Annotated in this window: 15 protein-coding genes; 5 read left to right on the top strand and 10 right to left on the bottom strand. The window is 56.5% G+C overall.

All coding sequences use genetic code 11. The features are described 5' to 3' along the window. Window positions 1-351: 351 nt before the first annotated feature. The 4 genes from BED41_RS14375 to BED41_RS14360 all read left to right on the top strand — a co-directional run bounded on the left by BED41_RS14375 (window position 352) and on the right by BED41_RS14360 (window position 4,841). Entirely contained in the window at window positions 352-1,776 is a 1,425-nt protein-coding gene (locus BED41_RS14375; protein ID WP_066747847.1) for an alanine/glycine:cation symporter family protein, read from the top strand. Window positions 1,777-1,840: 64 nt separating this feature from the next. Next, window positions 1,841-2,983 carry a saccharopine dehydrogenase family protein gene (locus BED41_RS14370; protein WP_066747844.1) on the top strand — a complete coding sequence of 381 codons (1,143 nt, stop codon included), beginning with the start codon at window positions 1,841-1,843 and terminating at the stop codon, window positions 2,981-2,983. Between the two features lie 106 nt (window positions 2,984-3,089). Continuing rightward, the gene (locus BED41_RS14365; RefSeq protein ID WP_066749349.1) at window positions 3,090-4,172 is read left to right on the top strand and encodes an ethanolamine utilization protein EutH; all 1,083 of its coding nucleotides are present in this window, start codon (window positions 3,090-3,092) and stop codon (window positions 4,170-4,172) included. A gap of 222 nt (window positions 4,173-4,394) precedes the next feature. Then, window positions 4,395-4,841 (top strand): Lrp/AsnC family transcriptional regulator, encoded by a 447-nt coding sequence (locus BED41_RS14360; protein ID WP_066747841.1) that lies wholly within the window; start codon window positions 4,395-4,397, stop codon window positions 4,839-4,841. A 204-nt stretch (window positions 4,842-5,045) separates the two neighbouring features. On the opposite strand, the gene BED41_RS16665 is transcribed toward BED41_RS14360, so the two are convergent. The 10 genes from BED41_RS16665 to BED41_RS14315 form a co-directional block, all read right to left on the bottom strand. Beyond that, window positions 5,046-5,213 carry a hypothetical protein gene (locus tag BED41_RS16665; RefSeq protein ID WP_168160282.1) on the bottom strand — a complete coding sequence of 56 codons (168 nt, stop codon included), beginning with the start codon at window positions 5,211-5,213 and terminating at the stop codon, window positions 5,046-5,048. An 18-nt stretch (window positions 5,214-5,231) separates the two neighbouring features. Next, window positions 5,232-7,979, bottom strand: a complete 2,748-nt coding sequence (gene mgtA / locus BED41_RS14355; protein ID WP_066747839.1) for a magnesium-translocating P-type ATPase — start codon at window positions 7,977-7,979, stop codon at window positions 5,232-5,234. Window positions 7,980-8,535: 556 nt separating this feature from the next. Next, window positions 8,536-9,039, bottom strand: coding sequence for a winged helix-turn-helix domain-containing protein (locus BED41_RS14345; RefSeq protein ID WP_066747835.1), 504 nt, complete (start codon window positions 9,037-9,039; stop codon window positions 8,536-8,538). Window positions 9,040-9,057: 18 nt separating this feature from the next. Further along, complete coding sequence (gene mgtA / locus BED41_RS14340; RefSeq protein WP_229712326.1) at window positions 9,058-11,721, bottom strand: magnesium-translocating P-type ATPase; 2,664 nt, start codon at window positions 11,719-11,721, stop codon at window positions 9,058-9,060. A 354-nt stretch (window positions 11,722-12,075) separates the two neighbouring features. Continuing rightward, window positions 12,076-12,198: a hypothetical protein gene (locus tag BED41_RS16860; protein ID WP_268217930.1), complete on the bottom strand. Its 123-nt coding sequence runs from the start codon at window positions 12,196-12,198 to the stop codon at window positions 12,076-12,078. Between the two features lie 217 nt (window positions 12,199-12,415). Then, window positions 12,416-12,862, bottom strand: a complete 447-nt coding sequence (locus BED41_RS14335) for a CGGC domain-containing protein (protein WP_066747829.1) — start codon at window positions 12,860-12,862, stop codon at window positions 12,416-12,418. A gap of 133 nt (window positions 12,863-12,995) precedes the next feature. Next, window positions 12,996-15,308 carry a penicillin-binding protein 1C gene (gene pbpC / locus BED41_RS14330; RefSeq protein WP_066747826.1) on the bottom strand — a complete coding sequence of 771 codons (2,313 nt, stop codon included), beginning with the start codon at window positions 15,306-15,308 and terminating at the stop codon, window positions 12,996-12,998. Beyond that, window positions 15,295-20,679 (bottom strand): Ig-like domain-containing alpha-2-macroglobulin family protein, encoded by a 5,385-nt coding sequence (locus BED41_RS14325; protein ID WP_066747822.1) that lies wholly within the window; start codon window positions 20,677-20,679, stop codon window positions 15,295-15,297. The genes pbpC and BED41_RS14325 overlap by 14 nt, the downstream gene beginning before the upstream one ends. A gap of 193 nt (window positions 20,680-20,872) precedes the next feature. Beyond that, window positions 20,873-22,045 (bottom strand): M20/M25/M40 family metallo-hydrolase, encoded by a 1,173-nt coding sequence (locus BED41_RS14320; RefSeq protein WP_066747819.1) that lies wholly within the window; start codon window positions 22,043-22,045, stop codon window positions 20,873-20,875. Then, on the bottom strand, window positions 22,032-23,204 hold the full coding sequence (locus BED41_RS14315) for a PucR family transcriptional regulator (RefSeq protein WP_066747816.1): 1,173 nt from the start codon (window positions 23,202-23,204) through the stop codon (window positions 22,032-22,034). Before BED41_RS14315 ends, BED41_RS14320 begins: the two co-directional genes overlap by 14 nt. Window positions 23,205-23,647: 443 nt before the next feature. On the opposite strand from BED41_RS14315, the gene BED41_RS14310 reads away from it, so the two are divergent. Continuing rightward, window positions 23,648-24,793 (top strand): ABC transporter substrate-binding protein, encoded by a 1,146-nt coding sequence (locus tag BED41_RS14310; RefSeq protein WP_229712325.1) that lies wholly within the window; start codon window positions 23,648-23,650, stop codon window positions 24,791-24,793. The last annotated feature ends 28 nt before the right edge of the window (window positions 24,794-24,821 follow it).

Below are 24,821 nucleotides of genomic sequence, written 5' to 3'. Positions count from 1 at the left end.
CGAAGAGTAAGTAAAACAGAGGCGGAGCCTGCGCGTTAAAAGGGCTTCCGCCTCTGTCTTTTATTTGACGGACCGTCGGCGGGAAATCATTCGGCAGATATAAAAACATCCATTCCGTGGCCTCTTTCACACCGCTAAAAGGAAATTTCTTTGTAACAAAAAGCGAATATTCCTCTTCAAATATGTATCTGCAGTATGCCGGCAAAATAAAATTTGGAAAAGTCAATTTTTTCGGACGGTTATTCGTTCATCGAGCAATTTATGAAATAATATTTATTATATATTTACTTTATAGAGCATAAGATACTGTCATTCAGCGCTGAATAGATTATAAGGGGGAGTGATAGTTCTATGGAGCAATTTTTGGATTATATTGTCGGCATATTATGGGGACCGACTTTACTTATCGGTCTTTTAGGGACTGGAATTTATTTTAGTCTCATAACTAAATTCTGGCAGATACGCCATTTCTTTGATTCATTCCGCTTCTGTTTTTTTCCTGAGAAAAGGGGCGAAATGCTGTCGGCCGATAAGGCGAAGGTTACTCCGTATCAGGCCGCCTGTGTCGCGATCGCCGGCAGTATCGGTTCCGGCAATATCGGCGGCGTAGCGAGCGCCATCGCGCTTGGCGGCCCGGGCGTCCTCTTCTGGATGTGGATGACGGCGCTTGTGGGAATGATGACGAAGATGGTGGAGGTCACGCTAGCCGTCTATTACAGAAAGCTGGACTCTGACGGCAGAAAGACCGGCGGCCCGCTCTTTTATATTGAAAGAGGGCTGGGAAGCAAATTCAAGTTTTGGGGCATCTTTTCGCTTCTGTTTACCGTGGGGATATTCATGCAGCTTATCCTAGCTCCCGAGGCATATACGGTCGGCGAGTCTCTGCATGAGGTTACTGGGCTGAGAATCATCTATCTTTCGGCGTTCTTCTGCCTGATGTGCGCGCTGGTAATATGGGGCGGCCTCCGCCGGGTCATCGGCTTCGCCTCGTTTATGATGCCGCTGATGTCCGTACTCTATATCGTCTTCGGCGCTTATATCATCCTGATAAACATCACCCATATCCCCGCCGCGATCGCTCTGATCGTAAAGTCCGCCTTTACCCCGATGGCGGCGGTGGGCGGCTTCGCGGGAGCCTCCTTTATGCTGATCGCCCGTACGGGCATCGCCCGCGGCCTCTTCAGCAATGAGGCGGGGTGGGGGACCAGCCCGATGGTACACGCCACGGCGGACCAAAGGCATCCCATCGAACAGGGCATGTGGGGCGTCATGGAGGTCTTCATCGATACGATCGTCATCTGTACGATCACCGGTATGGTCATAGTCCTGACGGGCGAGTGGAATTCCGGCGTCTCGGGGTCAACGCTCACGATAAACGCCTTCTCGCATGGACTGGGAAAGAGATTCGCCGCCTATTTTATCGCGATATCGCTCTTCCTCTTTTCATGGACGACGGTCACAGGCTGGTATTCCTACTTCCACTCGATATTGGAATATGTCTTTAGGAACAGCACGCCGATGAGAAGGACCGCGCTGCGGATACTGAGGATCACGACGCCCTTCTTCGGCCTGCTGATGGCCTATATGATTGACGTGCTGAACACCAACGTATCCTACGCGTGGCTGATCGTCGACATCTCATCTTCGGTCCCGACTTATGTGAACCTCATAGTGCTGCTGCTGCTCTCAAAGACCTTTGTAGCGATACTGAAAGACTACGAGGGGCCGGGGAAGCTCTTTGGCCTGGGCGAGTACTGCAAGGTCAAAGTCGATTAGTCATCAGTTCTGACTGCTGGCGACAGCGGCGGTCAGTTCAATTCAATAAAAAGGAGAGGTTGTTATGAAAAAAGCATTGGTGTTAGGCTGCGGCCTGATCGGTAAGACGGTAGCGCTTGATCTGGCGGAGGATTTTTCCGTAACTGTAATGGACCCGTTTGAAAAGGCGCTGGCTTCTCTGGCTGATAGGAACGATATCAAAAAGATCCAGAAACCGGCGGACGACGCGGCGGCCCTCGCCGAGGCGGCAAAAGATGCGGACATCGTCTGCGGGCTTCTGCCGAGCCACCTTGAAGGCGCCTCTCAGAGGCAGATCCTCGAGATGGGGAAAAATTATGTCAGCCCGAGCGGATTCCTGCACAGCGAAGGGATGGACGAACTTGCGAAAAAGAGCGGCTCGGTGGCGGTCTTTGATATGGGGATCGCCCCCGGAATGTCAAACTATCTCGTCGCCCGCGGCGGCGCGATGGTGGATGAGCTCGACTTTGGCTGCATCTACGTAGGCGGCATCCCCGACAAGCTGGACCCGCCCTTCAACTACCGCACCGTCTTCTGCCTTGAGGATACGATGAATGAATATTGCGCGCCGGCGAAATATGTCAAGGATGGCAAGCTTACGGAGGCACCGGCGCTCAGCGGCCTGGAGGAGATAGATTTCCCCGGAGTCGGCAGGCTCGAGGCCTTCTTCACCGACGGCCTCCGCTCCGCGGCGGTCAATGTGAAGGGTAAGTTTGTCGCGGAAAAGACGATGCGCTGGCCCGGTTATGTCGATACCATCAACATCATGAAGGCCGCCGGCTGTTTCAACAGAGAACCTGTCGTCGTCGACGGCAAAGAGGTCATTCCCTTCAACGTTACCACGGAACTCTTCCGTCCGCTGTGGACGCTGAGGCCGGAGAAGGGTGACAGGGACCTCACCGTCATGCGTGTGGTGGCTCAGGGGCCGAAGGACGGCAAGTATGTGACAAATACCTGGGACATGGTAGATAAGTTCGACGAGAAGATGATGCTCCACTCGATGGCGCGCACCACGGGCTACGCCTGCTCGGTGACGGCGCGGGCGGTCGCGAACGGCATGATCACGGCTCCTGGCTTCCACGCTCCTGAGGCGCTGGCCGGGGACGACGCCTTCTATAACTACCTCATGCCCGCGCTTGCGAAATACGGCATCGTATTCAAGCACAGCCTTTTGGTAGAAGAGAGATAAGAATAAACTGTCCCCGGGCCGCCGGTCCGGGGCCTTCTGCCGCCCTGCCTGATAATCAACGGCCGGGCGGCCGTATTGTCGGCGTTGATAATGTGGGGGGATGAAGATGGATATAAATACGGTCGTTATGTCACTGGTGGCGGTATTCATCTGCCTGGCCTGTGCGGATAAGATCGCCGGCGGCCGCTTCGGTCTCGGGGGGCTGATCGACGAAGGCTTTTATACTCTGGGGCCGCTGGCGATGATAATGATCGGGATGATTACAATCTCTCCGGTGGTCGCCCGTATTTTGTGCCCTCTGGTCTCGCCGGCCCTGCTGTCGATAGGCGCTGATCCCTCTCTCTTTGTCGCCGCGATCCTGCCCAGCGACTCCGGCGGCGCTCCCCTCGCTTTGGATATCTGCCTTCTCCGGGAGGCTGGGCTCTTCAACGGCCTCATCGTCGCGTCGATGATGGGGGCCTCGCTGGGGATAATCCCGCTCGTCCTCTCGGCGACCGACGGCGAAAGGCAAAAATATGTGATCTTGGGGCTGCTGATCGGCTTTATGGCTATTCCGCCGGCCGCCCTCATCTCAGGACTGGCCGCCGGACTGGACAAAAAGATGCTGCTGCATAACCTGCTGCCGGTCACGGCCCTCTCCGCGGCGATCGCCGCGGCGCTGGTATACGCGCAGTCATGTACGATTAAGGTTGTGATCTGCCTGGGGCGGGCGGTCTTATTCGTCGCCGTCTTAGGTTTCGCCGCCTCGACGGTGCGCGCGCTTACGGGGCTTGAGCTTATTGCGGGAATGGCTCCGATAGAGGAGGCCTTTGTGATCCTGGGACAGATAGGGATAGTGCTGGCGGGGATATTTCCCCTGCTGCACCTGGTTAAAAGAATTTTTCGCCGCCAGCTCGCGCTTCTTTCGATAATGATGCGGGTGGACGAACTTGCCATGATCGGCGTCGTTACGACGGTGGCCAACTTTTTTCCCGTCATCCCGATGCTGAACAAAATGACGAAAAGGGGCGTAGTCGTCAATATGGCCTTCGCCGTGCCGGCCGCGTATGCGATAGGCGACCATCTGGGGTTTACGGCGGGGTTTGAGCGTTCCTTCGTCTTTCCGCTGGTGATCGGAAAATTATGCGGCGGTCTGCTGGCGATAATCGCCGCCTCGCTCTACTGCCGGTATCTTGGACTGAAAGAGTGACGGGCCGCGCGATAGTCTCCGGATGAAAGAATATAAACAGAATAAAAATTCGATTATGATGATAATTTTAAGTATATAATATTTAGAATATGCGTATCTTATGGATAGTATAAAACAGTGATTACCCTGTGAAGTTATCGCTGTTTTTTCTATTTATCGTGTCCTATTGAGGATTTACGGGCGGCGCGGTACGCGGAAACCATACGGACTGGGAGTGATGAGATGATAAGAATGGTGAAGCCGGATTTGGATGAGATCGATTTCAGGATCGCCTATGAGCTGAAAAATGACTGTCGGATATCATATAAACAGTTGGGCAGTAAGATCTCGCTTTCTTCGTCTTCCGTTTATGAGAGAACGAAAAAGATGGAGGAGAAGAACGTCATCCTGTCCTATAACGCGAAGGTCGACTGGGGCAAATTCGGATATTCGATCCATGCCTTCATCTTGTTAAAGGACGATAAGTTTATCGGAGATATGCCCTCCTTTCTGAAAAACAGGGACGAGGTATTTAATCTCTATATGGTCTCCGGTGAGTATGATTATATGCTTGAGGTGCATATCGCCAATAAAGATGATCTGGGAAATTTTATGGATTATCTATACCGGAAGGTCGGCAGGACCTATACGCTGCTGATCCTGCGGGAGATCTGCGAGGTCCCCGAGTAGCTGTAGGATATGCAGGACGAAGCATTGCCGGAGCTACGCCAGCGGAGATGAAAGATAACGGTGGGGCGGCGGATATTTTTCACCGCCGCCCCGCCCTCTGTTTTTTCACGGATCTAATCTAAAAGATGTCGTCGTAGGCCTCCAGCTCCGGCAGGCGCTCTCCGCGTCCTTCCATCGAGGCGACGGCCATGCCGTGATCGATGGCTACGTATCACCCGTCTTCCTGCCGCCGAGGGGCTTCATTCCCCAGAAGAGCAGATTCATCCCCGCCACCGCGGCGGCGCATATCAGCATGGACGCCCAGAATCCGATGTTTACGCCGAGCCATTCTGTTTTGCCGAAGAGGTCAAGCCAAAGAGCGGTCCAGTTCATAGAATATTCCTCCTTTATCTACAGCAGTTCGCCGTAATGCCGCACGTAGGCCTTTTTGATGCTGGTCGCCAGCGCCATGTAGAGCAGGATGCAGGGGATCAGGTAGGCGAAGTACATCGCGGGGAGCGGCACAAATCCCAGCATCGTTCCGAAGGGCGTGAAGGGAATGACCGTCAGCGCCACGATGCCCGTGAAGGTGATCAGCGTCACGGGAGCCGAGGCGTGGCTCTGTATGAAGGGCAGCTTCGGCGTGCGGATCATATGGATCACCAGCGTCTGGCTCCACATGGATTCCACAAACCATCCCGCCTGGAAGAGCGCGATGTAGGCCGCCTGGACCCCGGCCAGCTCCGCGCCGGAAAAATGGGCGGGCAGGTCGTTGAAGAGGATTCCCTGAGAGACGAAGAGCGGGCAGAGTACGAAATACATGAACGCATAGGTCGTCCAGTCAAAGATCGAGCTGGTCGGTCCGAGCCAGAGCATGAAGCTGCCGACCGAGGAGGCGTCCCACTTTTTGGGAACGGCAAGGTACTCCCTGTCCACGTTGTCCCAGGGGATCGCCGTGCAGGAGAGGTCGTAGATCAGGTTCAGGAAGATCAGCTGCACGCTCATCATCGGCAGGAAGGGGAGCAGCGCCGAGGCCGCCAGCACGGAGAACATGTTGCCGAAGTTCGAGGAGGCGGTCATCTTGATATATTTGATCATGTTCGCGTAGGTTTTGCGCCCCTCGACGATGCCCTCTTCAAGTACCGAGAGGTCCTTTTCCAGCAGGATGATGTCCGCCGATTCTTTGGCGATGTCCACCGCCGTATCGACTGATATTCCGATGTCCGAGGACTTCATCGCCGCCGCGTCGTTGATACCGTCGCCCATGAAGCCCACGCTGTGGCCGCCGCTCCGCAGCGCGCTCACGACGCGCGCCTTCTGCTCCGGCGAAAGTTTCGCGAAGACTGCCGTCTCCTCCGCGGCCTTGATGAGTTTTTCCTCGTCCAGACGGTCAATGTCGCCGCCCAGAAGTATCCTCTCAACGGGTAGCCCGACGTGGCGGCAGACGCAGCGGGCCACCTTTTCGTTGTCGCCGGTCAGTATCTTGACGGCGACCCCGTGGTCGCCGAGCGCTTTGATGGCCTCTTTCGCCGACTCCTTCGGCGGATCGAGGAAGGCCAGATATCCCAGCAGTACCATATCGCACTCGTCCTTGACGCCGAAGGCGCCGACGGGGGAGGGATTGGTCTTCTGCGCGAGGGCGACGACGCGCATGCCGTCCGCGTTGAGGCGGTCGACGGTCTTCAGCACCTTTTGCTTGAGGGATTCGCTCAGCGGCTCGATCTTGCCGTCATATTCCACGTAGGCGCAGATAGAGAGCATCTCCTCGACCGCGCCCTTCGTCACCATCTGTGTCTTGCCGTTTTTATCGCTGACGACGGTGGAGAGGCGGCGGGTGAAGTCAAAGGGAACTTCGTCAACCTTCACATAGGCGTCGGAGAGGTCCGTAAGGCGGGGGTTTTCCGCCTCCTCTTCCTCTGTCTTTCTGATAATCGCCAGGTCCATCAGGTTTTTATAGCCGGACTGGAAGTAACTGTTCAGATAGGCGTGGCGGAGCACGCGGGCGTCCTCCTCTCCCATGACGTTCATATGATATTCCAGGACGACCTGGTCCTGTGTCAGGGTTCCCGTCTTGTCGGTGCAGAGTATGTCGATCGCGCCGAAGTTCTGGATGGAGTTGAGGTTCTTGACGACCGTCTTTTTCTTCGACATCGAGACGGCGCCTTTGGCGAGGCAGGTGGTGACGATCATCGGCAGCATCTCCGGCGTCAGCCCGACGGCGACGGAGATGGCGAAGAGGAAGGCCTGCACCCAGTTGCCCTTGGTAAAGCCGTTGATGAAGAAGACCACCGGCACCATGACCATCATGAAGCGGATCAGCACCCAGGAGACGGAGTTGACGCCTTTGGAGAAGCTGGTCTCCACCGCCTCCTCCGCGACGGCGGAGGCCATCGAGCCAAAGAGGCTGTCGTCTCCCACGGCGACGACCACCGCTGTGGCGCTGCCGCTGATGACGTTGCTGCCCATAAAGACGATATTGCCGTAGTCGGTGAGGGCGTCGCCGGCCTTGGGGACGCCTTCGGCGCTCTTTTCTATCAGGTCACTCTCCCCCGTCAGCGCGGACTGGCTGATGAAGAGGTCCTTTGCCTCGATGAGCCTCGCGTCCGCGGGCACCATATCGCCGGCGGAGAGGCGGATGATGTCTCCGGCCACCGCCTCTTCAAGCGGTATCTCGTGTCTTTTCCAGTCGTGCCTGTCGACGGTGCAGGTGACCGTGATCATCGCAAGCAGCCTCTCCGCGGCGTCGCCGGAGCGCGATTCCTGCACGAAGCGCAGAATGCCCGAAATGCCGACCATCGTCATAATGATGACGACCGTGAGCACGTCCGCCTCCTCCGGCATACCCTGCATGACCGGCATCAGGATGTCGGTCACGGCGGAGACCGCGGCAAGGCAGAGCAGGATCGCCGTAAAGGGATTGATAAAGGCTCCCGCCAGCCGCTGTGCCAGTGATTTTTTCCTTTTGCGCGTCACTTTGTTGGCGCCGTAACGCTGGCGGTTTTTCTCGACCTGTACCTCCGAGAGGCCGCCAAACGAAGAATTATATTTCCATAAGACGTCGTTTATGGGCGCGGCCGCGGCGAAGCGGAGGCGCTCGTTGATCTGCTCTCTGCGCGCCGCCTGCTCGGCGGTCTGTATTGTGGTGTTTTTCTTTTTCATTTTCCATACCTCCTGACGAGGCGCCGGTCTGTGATTCGGCGCGCCTCTTTCGCTGACCGGCTGCGAACGGCTGAAATCTTTAGTTTCGCACGGTTCGTACGCGCATCAGAGGTGCCGTCCCCGTTATGGACAGGCGTAGCCTTGCCCATAACGGGGCGATGCGTATGATCAGCTGTTTTTGCGGTGGGAAGCAGGATTTGGGCGGAGTTTAACGGCGGTGAAGCGGCAGCCCGCGTTTCGCCGGTTCCGGTAAATCAGCCGCGTTCGCCTGTCGGTGACTTTGCCCTTGGTCCTGTTTACTTTGTCCTGCGAAACTGTCGGGTTCCATCTGCTTCACTCCCTTCTCCGTTTTCGGTTGGTGGTTTGCGGCGCCGTCTGCGGCGGCGCACAACAAATAATAGGGCGGCCCGCGGCTTGCCGCGCGCTTGTCTCTCTGTCGTACCGCCAGTATAGCCGCCGCCGTCCCTCTGTCCAATGGCTGAAATCTTGCGATTTTCTTGCGATTCGGCAAGAAAGTAGAGACGGGGCGGCTGTAATTTATGCCGCCCCGTCCTGTCTATAATTGGTCGTTGAATTTGTAGCCGATCCCCCAGATGGTGAGTATATATTCCGGCGCGTCGGGGTTCGGTTCGATCTTCTTTCTCAGCTTGCGTATAAAGGCCATGATGTTGCTGTCGGCGAGGAGAAAATCTCCGTCCCAAACGGCGCGGTAGATCTGCTCTTTGGTAAAGACCTCGCCGCGGTTTTGCGCGAGGAGGTAGAGGATGTCGAATTCCTTCGGCGTCAGGCTGATCTCCCTGCCCTGCCGCAGTACCTTTCTGCTCTTAGGGTGGATTGAGAGCTCTCCCGCGTAAATACCGTCGTCGGCGGTATCTGACAGGTTGCCCCTGCTGCCGGCGACGCCGAGCACCAGCGTAGAGGCCTCGTCGTTGAGAAGCTCCCGGAGCCCGGCAAGCAGCCCCTTCGCGTAGGCGCTCTGCGGAGGTTCCTGTTCCAGCCTGTCGCGGAGCCATTCGGCGAGAATGGAATCCAGTGATATGAAGTGGATGTTCTTTTTCAAAGTATGGATTCCCTCCTCCTAGATTAATTCCCCGTGCTGCCTGATGTACAGCCGTTTTACAAAACTGACCAGCAGCATATAAAGAAGGACGACCGGCAGCAGAAAGCCGAAATATTCGAGCGGCAGCCGCGTCAGACCAAGCGGATGCGCGAGCGGCGTCAGCGTCAGGCCGGTGAAGACGACGATCCCCAGCAGCGTTATCAGCAGGACCGGGGCCGATGCCCGGCTTTGCAGGAAGGGGATCTTTTTCGTGCGCAGCATGTGAAGGATCAGCACCTGCGTCCACATGGACTCCAGGAACCACCCCGTCTGGAATAGCGCCGCGTAACGCAGCCTCAGCGCCGGGTCCGCGAGCTGGGTGTAGAGCAGCCCGCCGCACAGCCGCGGACAGAGGACGAAGTAGAGGAAGAGGAATGTCATGATGTCGAAGATCGAACTGATCGGCCCGAAGGAGAGCATGAAGCCGCTCAGCGTCTTCCCCGACCACTCGCGGGGTGTCTCCGTATCCTCGGCGTCGACGCTGTCCCACGGCAGTACGATGCAGAGCGTATCGTAAAGCAGGTTCAAAAGCAGCAGCTGGATCGCCGTCATCGGGAAGAAGGGCAGAGCCACGCTGGCGCAGACGACGGAGAGGATGTTGCCGAAGTTGGAACTCGCCGTGATCTTGATGTACTTGAGCATGTTGACGAAGGTCCGGCGTCCCTCCATGATGCCCTGTCCGAGAATGTTTAGCTCTTTTTCGAGCAGGATCACGTCGGCGGCCTCCTTAGCCGCGTCTACGGCGGTGTCCACCGATATCCCCACGTCGGCCTCGTTGAGGGCGGGGATATCGTTCATGCCGTCGCCTAAGAAGCCGGCCGTCCGGCCGTTCTCCCGCAGCGCCGAGAGCAGACGCACCTTTTGTCCCGGCGTCAGCTCGGCGAAGATATCCGTCTCTTTCACCGCCGCGCGCAGCTCTTCATCCGAGAGGCCGCCGATCTGCGCGCCCGTCAGCATCGCCGCGGCGGGCAGCCCCACGCGGCGGCAGATGGAGAGGGCGGTCTGCGAATTATCGCCGGTCATGACCTTCGGGGTCACGCGCAGCCGTTTGAGATCCTCTACGGACTGCGCCGCGGAGCGCTTCGGCGCGTCGAAAAAGGCGAGGTAGCCCACGAGGGTCATATCATTTTCATCGGCGGGAGAGAGCCTCTCCTGAGCGCCGAGCTCCTTTTTCGCCACGGCGATCACCTTCATGCCCTCTTCCAGCATCTCGTCCACAATGGCGGAGACGCTGCCCTCCCCGTTTTCCCCTATGGGGATGGCCTCACCGCGGTATTCGACGAAGCGGCAGCGTGAAAAGACCCGCTGGATGTCGCCCTTTACTATCAGCAGGTGGCTCTTCTCCGGCGTCCTGACCAGCGTACTGGCGAATTTGCGTTCGTAGTCAAACGGTATTTCGTCAGTTTTACGGCAGAGCCCGGCCAGCTCCGCAAGGCGGCCGCCCCTGTCGGGCATCGTCCTGCAGGCCAGTATCGCGCTGTCGATGGGATTGGAGAGGCCGGAATGATGAAAACTGTTCAGATAGGCTAGCTCCAATGCTTCGGGGCTTTCGCCGCCGAGGATATCCAGATAGTATTCCAGCAGGATGCTTTCCTGTGTCAGAGTACCGGTCTTGTCGATGCAGAGGACGTCCATGCTTCCCAGGACCTGCATGGCGTCGATGTTTTTAACGATGGCCCGCTTCCGCGACATGGAGAGGCTGCCCCTCGCGAGGCAGGCGTTGATCACCAGCGGCAGCATCTCCGGCGTCAGCCCGACGGCGACGGAGAGGGCGAAGGCGAAGGATTCCAGCCAGCTGCCGCGCGCGACGCCGGAGACCAGAAATACGGCGGGGACCAGAACGGCCATGAAGCGTATCAGCACCCAGGCGACGGAATTTTCGCCCCTTTGAAAGGCGTCGGAATTTTTGGAATCCGGTCTGACGAAATTTCCGTAGAGCGTATCCCGTCCCACCGCGAGAACGACGCCCTCGCCCCTGCCGCTGATCACGGAGGAGGCCATGAAGGCGAGGTTCTTCAATCTTGTGAAGGGCGTCCGCCCGGCGTCGGGGCAGGGGGCGCTCTCCTTTTCGAGGATCGCGCTCTCTCCGGTGATGGCGGCCTGCGAGACAAAGAGGTTCGTCGTCTTTACCAGCCGCAGATCGGCCGGTATCCGCCCGCCCGCGGAGAGCATCACCAGGTCTCCCACCACCAGCCTCTCCGCGGGGATATCCACGAGGACCCCGCCGCGTTTGACGGTGACGTTTGTGTGGATGAGGCGGTCCAGACGGTCGGAGGCCCTCTTGGCCCTCGTCTCCTGAACGAGGCGAATGGCGCCGCTGACGAGGATCATGACGCAGATTATCAGAGACGTCGTGATATTTCTTGTAAAATTAGAGGCCAGCAGCACATCGGTAATGAGAGAGATCACCGCCAGCGTGAAGAGGATCATCGTGAAGGGATCGACGAAGGCCCGCCGCAGCCGGTGCGGAAAGGTATCGTCTTTTCTGCTGGAGAGCCTGTTTTCGCCGTACTTCGCGCGCATCGCCTCCACCCGCTCCTGCGGCAGTCCCGCTGGCGTCGTCGGTATGGCGCGGAAAACCTCTTCCGCGCCGCAGCCGGCATATCTTTTCATGCGGGAGTCGGAAAACATTCTCTTTGGCAAATGGGTCCCTCCTTTTTATAAAATAGCCGTGACCCGACCGGTCAATAATAACCAGTAATAATTTATAGTTCAACCGTATATTAAAAGAATAAATAAAGGGTACGCCGGAATCGTTACCGCCGCGCGGCGCGCAGGGAACCCCGCGTGAGAGAGCAGACGGCAAGTCCGCAGCCCGTACGCCGCAGTTTTATTTTTTATTTGTGATCTTTGATTGAATGTTTGGATGGTTTCGGCCCACGGCACCGGTTCAGCGGTTTTATATCTGTGTGAAAACCCTGAACCTGTGCTTGCCCAAAACGCCCTCAGGCGTATATGTGAAACATTTTTGTTACCGTGGTGCTTTGATTGAACTGACTATCTGGTCTTGAATACGATATGCTCTACGGGAACGCCGTCTTTCATCTCGGCCGCCGTGAAGCTTCCTTCGGGCGACATCCAGTAGGCTACGCCGCCGATATACACGAGTTTATTGCTCATCCGTCCACCTCCTAAAAAAATATTTATGGAAGTTATCCTTCCATATGTGGACATTCTACAGGTTTTCTAGGAATTGTCAAACGTTTGGTGTGCAGCAAAAGTGATAATTTACATATATTTTACTATGAAGTCTCTCTCCCGAAAGCTTTTTGTCCCCGCCCGTTCCGGCGAAGGCGGCCATTCCTGCGTAAAGGGAACGGCCGCGTGATGCCGTTCTTTAGTCTTCCGCGCCGCAGAATGTTTCCAGTTCGTGGTTTTTGTAGATCCCCGCCTCGCGCTTTTCGGTTGCGTTTGTGCTGCGGAAGGTGCCGTCGACGATGTTGTTGTAGCCCTTTTTGCGGACTATCCCTTTGATATATTCAAGGTTCGGGCAGCGGTCGTGGTGGTAGTTGTCGGTGACCATGCAGGAGGAGAGGTGTACGGCGACCTCGTCCTTTTTGACGTCGGTCTGGCGCGCAAGTTTGTTTGAGAAGTGCTCAAGTTTCGAGGCGATACTGCCGCCGCAGCATCCGCCGCAGGTGAAGGCGATGTAGCGCGTTCCGTGCTGGTAGCCGCAGTCTTTGAAGAAGCCCTCCCGGTCGTAGAAGCACTTTGTGCAGGCGAAGCCACTGCATCTCAGCCTTGCGATGTCACACTGGATGATGATGACGAATTTGATGCCCATATAGATCCCCTCCGTTGTAAAATATTGGATTTTACCGTCCATACGCCTGTGATTATACTATCGGCGCGCTGTTTTTCTCAAGCGGCGGCGGCATAAAGCCTCTCTGCCGCCGCAAACGCCATTTTTAGAGAGGTCAGCGGCTTTCCTCAAGCAGAGGCAGTTCTTCCGTCCCGTCTTCGGCTTGATTTCTTACTGTGATCTCTATCTCATCCGCCGCGCCGTATTCGTCCGCGGCGGCGATTTTATGGACGCCCTCGCGCATCTTCCACGCGAGAGGTGCTCCCTCGCCGCTGTCGCCGGCCAGCTCGCCGTCGACAAACCAGTAGACGGGGCCTCTGCCGCCTTTAGAGGAGAGGATGAGTTTATTATTCTCCGCGCCGACCGCGTAGACCGCGCCGTCCTTTGGCGAGGTGATGGTCAGGGGCTGTTCAGCCTCCCTGTTACCGCGTCCGGTGAAGAAGCCCTCCAGTTCAGGCGGCCATTTTATCGAAATTTCCCCCTCTTTCATCGTGTGAAGGGAGCAGGGCGCGGCGTCCGATACGCCCTCGATGAAGAGGTCGCGGCGGCTCTGGGGGCACCACTGGTTTCTCGGCGCGCCGGAGAGCGCGCAGAGCTCCTTTCTCACGACGGAGGGCGGCAGCGTGAACCAGGGATCGCCCTTTTTCGTGAGCTTCAGCATTATCCTCACGGCGGAGGGGGCGGCGGTTTTGAGTCCGACGAGGCCGCGGTGCGGTCTGCCGCTGGGATCGCCGAACCAGACGACGAGGGTCCATTTTCTTGTGACGGCGGCGGTCCAGGCGTCGCGCAGGCCGTACGAGGTGCCGGTCTTGAAGGCGACGGTTTTGCCGTCCGCTCCCGCCTCACCGTAGAGCGGCAGATTGCGCCGCGTATCTTTGAGGATGTCGAGCGTAAGCGCGGCGGCCTCCGCGGAGATGACCCTGGTTCCCGCTGAAAGACCGGCTCTTTCGTTCCAGACGAGGGGGCTGTCGAGGCCGCCCGCGGCGAGTGTGTGGTAGGCGCGCGCCAGTTCGAGCGGCGATACCTCGCAGCCTCCGAGCGCGAGGCTGTCGCCGTACCATTCCGCCTCGCGCGTCAGCTGTGAGAAGCCGAGGCGGCGGAAGAGGCCGAGGACGTTTTCCGCGCCGGCGGCACGGAGGATGCGCACGGCGGGGACGTTGAGGGAATCGGCAAGCGCCGTCCGCGCCGACACGGGACCGCGGAATAGGCGGTCGAAGTTGCGCGTCCCGCCGCCCGAAGGCTGCTGCGGCGTGTCGGCTAGCATTGTCGCCGGTATTGCGCGCCCCGATTCAAAGGCGAGCGCGTAGACGAACGGTTTCAGCGTGGAGCCGGGCGAGCGCGGCGAGAGGGTGCAGTCCACCCAGGAGGCGCCGCTGCCGGTGCCCTCGCGCGCGTTGCCGACGTAGCCGCGTACCTTTCCGGTTTCATTCTCCACAAGTACCGCCGCCGCGGTCACTCCCGGCTCCATATTGCCCAGCGCCGCCGTCAGCTCGCCGGTGAGCAGCCGCTGCATGGCGCTGTCAAGTGTGGAGCGGAAACGTCCGTAGCCGTCGCGGGCCTCCGCCGCGCCTCCGTAACGCGCGGCGGCCTCCGCCGCCTGTATGCGGGCGGAAGATATCGCCCGGCGTCCCGCGGGCAGCGGTTCGGCCTTTGCGCGCCGCGCCTCCTGCGGCGTGGCGACGCCGCGGCTTTCGAGGGTGTCGATGAGCCGGTTTCGCAGCGCGAGCGCCCGTTCGGGATGGCGGTCGGGGCGGTAGTAGGCGGGGCCTCGCAGAAGCCCCGCGAGCAGCGCCGCCTCGGCGAGCGAGAGCTCTTTCGCTGGTTTCCCGAACCACGAGCGCGCGGCGGCCTCCACCCCGCGCGTATTGCCGCCGAAGGGCACGCTGTTGAGGTAGCTCTCAAGTATTTCGTCTTTGTCCATGAAAAATTCCAGCGCCGCTCCCTGGGAGAATTCAACGGCCTTTGCCCAGGGGGTGCGCGGGCGGTCTACGGCGAGGCGCACGACCTGGCTCGTTATCGTGGAGGCGCCCGAGACGACGCGTCCGCCGGTGAAATTCTGCCACGCGGCGCGCGCGATCGCGATGGTGTCGATGCCGCCGTGAAGGTAGAAACGGCGGTCTTCCAGTGCTACGGCCGCCGCCGGCATCCAGCGCCCCATGTCCGCCAGGGGGACCGGCAGCCGCCATTCCCCCGCCGCGGAAAGAGTGCCGCGCAGGGGGCGTCCCTCCCTGTCCGTCACGACGAGCGAGGCCGGGCGGTTCAGTATCGCGCCGAGCGGGAAGGTGACGACGAGCGCCGCCTTTGCGAGAAGCAGGAACACCAGGACGACGAGGGCCGCCCTATGCGGCAGCCCCCTTTCGCTGAAGCGTCTCCGTGCCGCCGCAAGCGCATCGCTCACGGCGGCGGGAAAATTTCTATTTAGCGGCATTTACCGCCTTTGCCGTCCCCTGCCGCGAATCAGCGGCGGCGCCGACGGTGATCGTCCCGCCGCCGCTGATGCTTGAGATTCCGGGGTCGTACATACATTCTGCGTATACCTGCGGCGAGGCGAAGGTGCCCTCCGTCACGGCGCGCAGCGAGTAGTGCCATTTGAGCGGTTTGCGCAGCTCCTCGATGAAGAGTATGAGCCGGTCGTCGCGTATCTCGGCGCGTACTCCCTCTGCGTTTTCTTCGCTGGTTCCCGTGAGGCGCGGGTTTTCGATCTCAAAGCCGGCGGGCAGCGGCATGACGGCGACGACTCCCCGCAGGCTGCCGGCCTTCGGCGTCACCGTTACGGCGGCGGTCAAGGCCTGGCCGCGCGCGGCCCTTCCGGAGATTATCTTTCCCTGCCTGTCGGCGATACGCTGGCGTATCTCGATGCCGTCGTCACGCGGCGGCACCGCGCCGGAGGGGATGTAGGAGAGGTTCCACGCCGAGTAGAGGCGCGCCTGGCCGCTGTTTACCGCTTTGTAGCCTCCGGGGCCGCCGGCGGTGACGCTTCTGTTGTTTTCACTCACCGTGCCGACGGTCTTCGCGCCGGGCTCCTTTATCAGTTTCCCCGAGATCGCCCCGCCGCGCGGCTGCGCGGAGAACCAGCGTCCGAGGGCGAGCATTGAGAAGCCGCCCTCCTGTGTGCTGCAGCGGCCGCGCTCTTTAAGCTCCTTCATCAATCCGGCGGCGGAGGCCGCCGCCCCCGCTCCCGCCGGGTCTATATATGTCGCGGCGAGCAGCGACAGCGCGTCGTCGCGGAGGTTAGAATCGTAGTTTATGTTTTTGCCCGGTATTTCCTTCAGCGGCGCGCCTCTGTGTCCGGTTATCTTTTCCGCCTCTTTCTTATCTCCCGCCGCGGCGTAGGCGCAGGCGAGCAGAAGCCGTCCAGAGGGTTCCATCTCGCCTGTCTTGTCGCGCAGGCTCTCCATCCAGCCAAGCGGTGGTTCGCCGGCGAGGGTGAGGACGAAGGCGGCGTAGGCCCTGCGCGTCAGAGTCTCGCGCCAGGCCGCGTCGCCGTCGCCGTCCGGCATGACCGGCAGCAGCGCGCGCGCGTAGTCGACGGCGGCTTTAAGGGCGTCGGGCGAGACTTTATTGCCCAGGCGCTTCGCCTCAAGCAGGAAGTGGGCGCCGTAGAGGCTTTCCCATGGCTGCGACCAGGACTCGCCGCTCCAGCGCGGGAAGCCGCCGTCGTAGCTCTGCATACTTTCGATTTTATCTATGCGGCGCGCCAGAGCGCCTCTGTCCGCGAGGTCCGGGTCGGTATATTTGACGAGCTCCGGCTGCACGAGCAGCGGCCAGGCGGCGGAGACGGTCTGCTCAAAGCAGCCGTAGGGATAGGTGACGAGGAAGTCCGCGAGGGCCGAGAGCGAAATTTGCGGCATCGCCGAGAGCATTACAAGGGCCTGCGCGAAATTCCTCCCTTTACCATCTCCTGAGAGGCTGAAGGATAGCGTCTTCCCCGGCTCGATCACCGCCGAGCCGCTCTCCGTGATGCGCGGCGCGGCGGGACGCACGGGGAGCTCGACGGTGTCTTCGATCACGCCGCCCTGCCATTCCGTCCTGTAGGTCATTAGGGCGGTGCCGATGCCCTTCGCCTCGTAGCGGAGAGGCAGGGTCACGGAGCCGCCTCCCTTTATGGTTACCGTATGGCTTTCATTAGCGCCGTTTTGCATCGCCAGTTCGGCTGAGGACTTTTTGCCCTCTGCCGAGAATTTGACGGTAAGCTCCCGCTCCGTCATGTTGAAGAGCTGTACGTTTGCCGTAAACTTATCGCCGGGGGCGGCGAAGCGCGGCAGCGAGATCTCCGCCGTTACGTCGCGCCCTATCTGCGCCGTCGTTTCCGCGCCGCCGGAGGCCGAAGCGGTGGCGGCGACGGCCATTATACGCGCCTTTCCGGAGAATTCAGGAATGTCGAATTCAACTTCGCATCTGCCGCCGGAGTCGGAGCGGCCCATCTTCACCAGAGAGAGCATCTTGAAGCGGCGCGCCTGCACGGGGCTAAGGCTGGACTTCATCGCCATGCCGTCCTCCATACCGCCGCCTCCGGCCGTCAGAAGCGGCGTGGATGATTTTTCCGGCGTGATGAGCGCGCCGTAAAGGTCGTAGGTCTCCATTCCCGGCATCCTGCGGGCGGTGAAAAATTTCCAGGGATCGGGCGTCGTGTACCCCGTCAGGCCAAGGACGGTCTCGTCGACGAGCATCACCGTGACGTCGGCGGCCGTACCCTTGCCGGAGCCGTCTTTTACCGTGAGGGTTATTTTATTTTTGCCCGGCTCCAGCTTCGGAACCTTGGCGATCTCCACCTTGAGGCGGCTGGCGCCGTTATCGGTCATCAGCGGCGCGATGCCGAAGGCGCGCGCGGGCGAACCGTCCTTTTGCGCGGGGCGCACGACCTGCGCCGTTATCCAGGCGTTGGGACGCATATCTTCCGTCACTTTGAGGGAGAACTCCGTCTCGGCGCCGCGCGTTCCACGCGTCTCGTTCCAGACGACCTCGGTAGTCTCCGCGTCAACCAGCAGCGAACCCGCGAAGGGGGCTTTAACCTTTACCTTCACCGTCTCTCCCGTTTTATATATCTGCTTATCTGTTGTGACCTCCGCCATGTCCGGGAAGGAGGAGCTCCCGCCTCCGTCCGCGCCGTAGGCGTAGATCACCGCCGAGGCGCGCGATTTTCCGTCCGCCGTCTCGACGCGCAGGAGATATTCTCCGGCCTCCTTAAGTTCCGCCTGTGCGGAACCGACGCCGCCGGAGAGTCGTATCAGCCCCTCGCCGCGGGGTATCAGCTGTTCCTGAATCTCCCTCGTCATCCGTCCGCTGCTCTCAAATACCACGGCCTGGCGCGCGCGGCGGAAGAGAGAATATTTCATCTCCTTGACGCCGGCGGCTTTGCCGTCAACGGAGACCGCCGCGGCGCGGAAGGAGAGCGGTTTTCCGGGGTCGGCCTCGCGCGGTGCTTCGATGCCGGCCATCACCGCCGAGGGATACCAGGGGATCGTGACCGTCTTGTATGTCCAGCGCCCTCCGTCGTCCATAACGCCCGCGCGTACCGAGAGGTCGAGCATTGAGGGGGCCTTCCAGCCGCCGCCCTTTAGGGAGGCCTTTGCCTTACCCTCGGCGCTGAGGTTGCCGGAGGCGATAAAACTCGATTCCGGGGTAAATTTCTTGTCGGCCTCTCTGAAAGAGAAGGATTTCCAGTCCTTATGCGTAAAGGTGCGGTCGACGGTACGAAGCTCCGTCTCCCACTGGAGCCCCGCGGCGGGGTTGCCGAAGGTGTAGCGGCCCGTTATCGACAGCTCGCAGCCGCCGTCCGCCGTGATCGACCGCGGTGTGGCCGCCGCCTCTACGAAGATTCGCGGCGCGGCGAACTCCTCGACGTATATCTCTTTATAGCCGACCGAATTTTCCCCGCCCGGCGTAAACAGCGCGATGCTCCACGGCCCCGTCGGGGCGTCGGAGGGGAGAGCGAGCGACGCGGAGAATGTCCCCTCGCCGGACAGCTTCGCGCTCTGCGTCTTCCAGAGCCTGCCGCTGGGCGAGAATACCTTCATCGTCAGCGGGAAGGGTTTCGGAGCCTTGCCGTCCGTGCCGCGCACGATGGCCTGTACCGGCACCTCCTCGCCGGGGCGGAAGATATCCCGCGGCGTGTAGCAGTAGGCGGAATAACCCTTATAAAGCCACGGGCTGCCGGTGGTGTCGAAGTCGTCATTGCCGTTGTAGAGGCCCCTCTCAAAACGGATATAAGAGGTGTCGCCATCCTTTTCCGCGAGCGCGACGACCGGCGCGCCGCGTCCCTCCGTATCCTTCAGGGCGATTCTGACGACGCCGTTTTTATCCGTCTTTCCCTCGCCGACGAGCTGGTTGGCCCATGACCAGAGGGTCACGCGCACTCCGGAGAGCGGCTTGGCCTCCGAGACGGAGAGCACCCGCGCAAACGCCGAGTCTTGGCCGAGCTTCACGGTGAGGCCGAGATCCGTCACGTTTATCGTCTGGCGGCTCTCGCTCCACGCCCTGGAGCCGCGCCCCTGCGCTACGACAAGGAATACGCCGCGGCGTCCCTCTAGCAGCGGCTTCAGGTCCAGAGCGCGCCGCGCCGTCTCGTTCGGCTTTGCCTTCACAAGATATTCCTTATTGGCTACGAGCCGCGAAAGGTCTGTCGGGTAGCCTCCCCAGCCGCTGCGCATCGCTATGGGGATATTGTTGTCGTATAGCTGCCAGACGAGGATGTTGACCTTATCGAAGTTGACGCTCTCCAGCGGTATCCGCATCAGCTCCGTCGGGGACAGCACCCGCCCTGGGTCTGGGAAGCGCACCTGCGCCTCGATGTCGGGGAAGATGAAGGCGCGGCTCCAGTCCGTAGCAAGCGTCCGTCCGGCGGTGTTCCTGCCTCCGGCGGCGGGCAGCCCCTTACGTACCGTGACCTTTATCCGTTCCTGCGGTTTAAAGTCGCCCGCGATCATAAAGCCGCCCTCATTCGGTTCCACGGTGAATTTAACGGCCGGCGACAGCTCTATGAAGGCCGCGGCCTTTGCCAGATCCACGGGGGAGGTCGTATCGATCCAGATGCGGCCGCCTCCCATCTCGGAGATTACACCGGAATCCCGCAATTCCATGATTAGCGCGCGTTTCAGTTTGACGGACAGCCCCTTCTCAAGGCCCAGGGGGCCGGCCTCCGAGGGAAGACCGGCGGCAAGAGAGAGCTCGGCCTCCCTTTCCGACAGGCCATTGACTGTAAGCCTGATCTTCCTAGATGCGGGCCCCTGTGTGATGGAGAAGTTCAGCGGGTGTTTTGCCGTGTCCTTCACCTCAGTGTAGCCGCGCAGACGCGCGGGCGACACCGGCAGGGAAAATTCAAGCTCGAAGACGGCGCTGCCGCTGTCGGGATCGAAGTTGGTCTGTTTCGCGCCCTTGAAGGCCAGCGCGGGAGTATTGAAAGAGAAGCTCTGCGTACCGGAGAGCGGCCGCCCCTCGCGGTCGCGCAGGCCGCTTTTTGCCGTCGCCGTGTATCTCGTGGCGGCGGAGAGTCTGCCGCCGTGGGGAATAAAGACGAATGTCGCGGCGTCGCGCCATTTGCCGGAGCCCGATATCGGCGGCGAGAAGGAGAGCGGATACTCGGAGGTCTTGAGCGCGTGCCCGACAATATCCTCGGAGACCGCCGCCTGGCTGAAAACGGCCGTTATCTCCGCGCCGCCGGCGACCGTCCCCTGCGGCGAAAAAGAGCGGATGATAAAATCCCTTTCCCCCACGCCGAGAACCGGCGCGACGATGAAAAACATGACCGCCGCGGCGATCGCCGCGATCAAAGCTCCAGAGCGATATCTTTTATCTCCCATCGTTAGACCTCCGTATATAGATTTCATATTTACTAAAATACTTCCCTTAATCTAAGGATACACTAAAAATGTGTGAATTTTAAGCATAACCCCCCCCCACGGCAATGTTGGGACGGAGACTACATTTACTTAAAACGGTTATCTTATCTGCATAATATACATCACATGTTAAAAATACGACGCTGCTACAATGCTAAAAATTGGTATCGTATGATTGAATATACTTTACAAGCACATTTGCGACAGAAATTACAGATTTAAGAGAAACTTTCTCATTGATTGCGGAAGAATATTCACCCGGGCCGTATATTAAAAATGGTACGCCGGTTCGTGGGATAACATGTGCGGCATCTCCAAAAATATTCAACCCCGTGAGGACGCTTTTTTTATTCATTGATAATAAAGTATTCGAAAATCTTTTTACCATGGTAGAATTTTCCGGTATATAGACGCTGTTTTGTATTTTGAGAACTTCTATTTTTACATTAATGCCGCCATAGGTTTTAGATAACTCTCCTGCAATTTCGTTATGTAAGCTTATAATAGATTCCGGATCCTGATACGGCATAAATCTAATATCAATCGTGGCAACTGCATATGGAGGGATCTGATTGACTTCACCTTCCCCGCTGTTAAATTGAGTGATAGTACAGCTTGGCAATCCAAGCAAAAGATGTTTTCTATTTTTTTGGCCTACTACAGCCTTACGTAGATGTTGACAGAATAAAATGAGGGCTTCGACTGCATTTGTTCCGCTTGACGGGGAAGCCGAATAACTTGTTGTGCCAGTCACTTCCACTTTTGTCCAAAGGGCTCCTTTTTGCGATATGCCAATTTTTTCTTTCGTTGCATTGGTGAATATTGCTTCAACGACTCCTTTAAGATAGCCTTTTTCAGTTATTTCAATGGCTCCCAACCCGTCACCGGTGCCGTCAGCAGTGAAACATGCCAGCACGGACAGTGGCGGTGGAGAGGTTTTACTGAGCGTCATCATTGCTAATATTGCCGAGGTAACCCCGCCTTTCATATTTGCCGCGCCCTTTCCATGGACCACGCCATTTACGTAATCAGCAGAGAAGGGAGGGTGTTCCCAACGGTTTATGCCAATGTTTTTTACGGTGTCTAAGTAACTAAATATAGCAATTTTTTTATCTGGTATCCGCCCTTTTACTTCAACGATCATAGATCCTCTATTGTTACCGTGATCGATAATAGACAACTCTGTTTTATGCGGAAGGATGGAAGATATATATTTTACCGCATCCATTTCGTACCCCTCTGTATGGTTTGTACGTATCCTTATAAGCTGCTGCAAAATGGCAAGCGCACTTTCCGCAGAGGGTATAGTTTCTTTATTTTTTCTCATTGGGAAACCCTCTTTCTATGTAAATTTTATAAAGTCTTAGTGCTATGGCAATGTCAAAACGAGTTTCATGATTTTCAATATCGTATCCGTTCTCCGCTAGGATGTCACGGATTTTTTTATAACGATATTTTATAGTATTGTAATGGCATGTAAGAGTGGCAGCTGTGTTTGCTAAGTTCCAATTATTAGCATCTAACCCGCCCAGTGTCTCTATGAGATATTCATGTTCCAAAAAATGGGATAAAATTTCATTATGAAAATCAATAGCATCTTGTGATGCGGCGCATCTTCCAATTAACCTGAAAGCGCCGGTGTCGGTCCAAAATATGATATTACTTTTTTTATTAGAATAGATTTTCGCATAAAGAACGGATTGTGATGCTTCATAATAACTTTTCTTTAGTAAAAGCAATGAAGAATATACTTTACCGCATCCCCAATATGTTGCATTGTTCCGAAGTGTTTCTTTTCTTGAAATTTCTGCGTTTACTTGATCGGCGATCATCAGGATATCTTTTTCTAATGTTTTAGGCGAAGGTATTCTTTTCAGCGCAAGTATGCAGGAAAAAAGATTCCCATCATGATAGATATATGAATCTGGGTAGAAATTATTGACTTTATTTGTCAGAAGTTCCTCTATATAGATTTCCTCGTTTTTCGTGGCATATTGGATGTCGGCGGATAATACTACCATGTTCCATGGGAATTTTATTGAAAGTAATCTCAGACGGCTTGATAAAGATTCTTGGTTTGTGATTTTACCAGATATTAGTTCCGAAAAAAGATTACTTGTGATTCGTGCCTCGTGTGTTTTTTTTGTTATTGTTTGTCTTAGCAATAGCTTAATTGCCAGCAGTACCGTCTCTGTCAAATTTCTGCCGTCTTCTGATAAACCAGTTGTCTTATCAACAATGAGATATCCGCGTACTACACTATTCTCCGTTATTTGTCGGACCTTGTATCTTTTTGCTGTTTCGTGTAAAGGGCAGGACCTGACGGTACTTAAAAATTCCTGAGATTCCGAATAGGCGACAGTCTTTAATGTGATGTTGTCTTTGTATGAAAAACTATTGCCGGAAATTTCAAATGCTTCATGTAAAACATCGCTTATTTCGGTCTTTTCCAACAGACTTACCATCTTGTCAGTCGTCCATATCATTGTGATCCTCCTCTTTATACCGTTATAAAACTAATGATATTATAACAAAAATGAAATTTTAAAGAGTTATTTTTTGTCTAATTAGGATATATTTATTATCCACTTTTGTCTCTACTTTCCGATGACAAAATAGATATACCATTATATATTTTAGTAACACGAAGTGATTACAGTGCAACTTGGTTTCAGGCTTTTGATTAAGAGGATCCTGTCTTTATTAGTATTGAGAAAGACATATATTGGTGATGGCTCAACGGTTTGTTGTGATTTGGCTACAATCATTCTCGTCCAGCGGAAAGGAGGAATAACGGCATATATTTTCTTGATACCCTTATGTTGTAATTTGGTGTCCCGGAGCTGGTTGCGCAAAATGATGTTGTTTATCCAGGAAAGATAGCCTATTGGTTATCCGATAACATTAGCTAAAAATGGAGGAGATTTGTGTGAAAACAATAAAAAGAATGTTGGTAACATTAAGCCTCGTTTTGATTTTCGTATCTTCAGCAATGGCAGCAGATACTATTAAGATTGGATTTTTAGCCTCCTTAACTGGAGAGGGCTCAACTTTTGGACAAGAACAAGTAAGAGGTGCCGAAGTTGCAATAGATGAAATCAATGCTGCGGGTGGTGTCAATGGTAAACAGCTGGAGCTTATTGTTTATGACGATAGAGGAAGACAAGAAGATGTCATCGTATCCGCCCGCCGCTTGATCGACGAGGGAATACAGGTCATCGGAGGAGCGAATAGCAGCGGAATGGTGATGGCATTGGCTCCAATACTTGAAAAGGCCCGCGTGCCGCTTGTCTCTCCCTTTGCCTCCAATCCAGCAGCAACTTTTGACGTTAAAAAGAAAAAAGTCCGCCCTTATGTATTTAGGCTATGTGCAACGGATCCGTGGCACGGTACTGTTATGGCTGACTATCTTTTCAAAAAACTGGGGGTTAAGACGGCAGCATTGTTGCACGATGTCGGCAGTGAATCTTCAGAGGGCGTAAAACAATTTTTCGTCGAACGCTACACCCAACTTGGCGGAAAGGTATTTTCGTACGGCTACAGATCAGGGGATGTCGACTTCCGGGCACAGTTGACAAAGGCCAAGGCTACAGGTGCCGGAGCCCTCGTGATGCCTTCGATGTATAAGGAAATGGGGTTGATGGTAAAGCAGGCGGCAGAACTTGGCTGGAAACCGGCGCTATTAGGTGGCGATGGTTTTAGCATGACAATGTACGAAATAGCCGGCGATACGATGAATGATAGCTATTGGTCTAGCAATATGGATTTGGAAGATAAGAATGTCCAGGCTGTTTTGGCCAAATATGAGAAAAAATTTGGCGCCAAAGAGGCTGAATACACTAGCGTAGTCATGGCGTATGACATAATGTATGCAATTTCAGATGCTCTTAAAAGGGCTGGAAAATACGATGGAGAGAGCATAAAGAACGCTCTTGAAAGTACAAAAAACCTCCAGCTTGCTCACTTCAATCTTACGATGGACCCCGCCACACACGATCCTTTAGCGAAGCCACTAGTAATCCAGCAGTTCCGCTCAGGAAAAATGTATTACGTGGAGACGTGGACTGTTAAATAAGAAAGACTATCGCACAGATGAGTTTAAT

Origin of the sequence: Cloacibacillus porcorum (assembly GCF_001701045.1) — a bacterium.
GTDB classification, from domain to species: domain Bacteria; phylum Synergistota; class Synergistia; order Synergistales; family Synergistaceae; genus Cloacibacillus; species Cloacibacillus porcorum.
The sequence above is the reverse complement of the archived record's forward strand: the minus strand, read 5'-3'. Positions and strand labels throughout refer to the sequence as shown.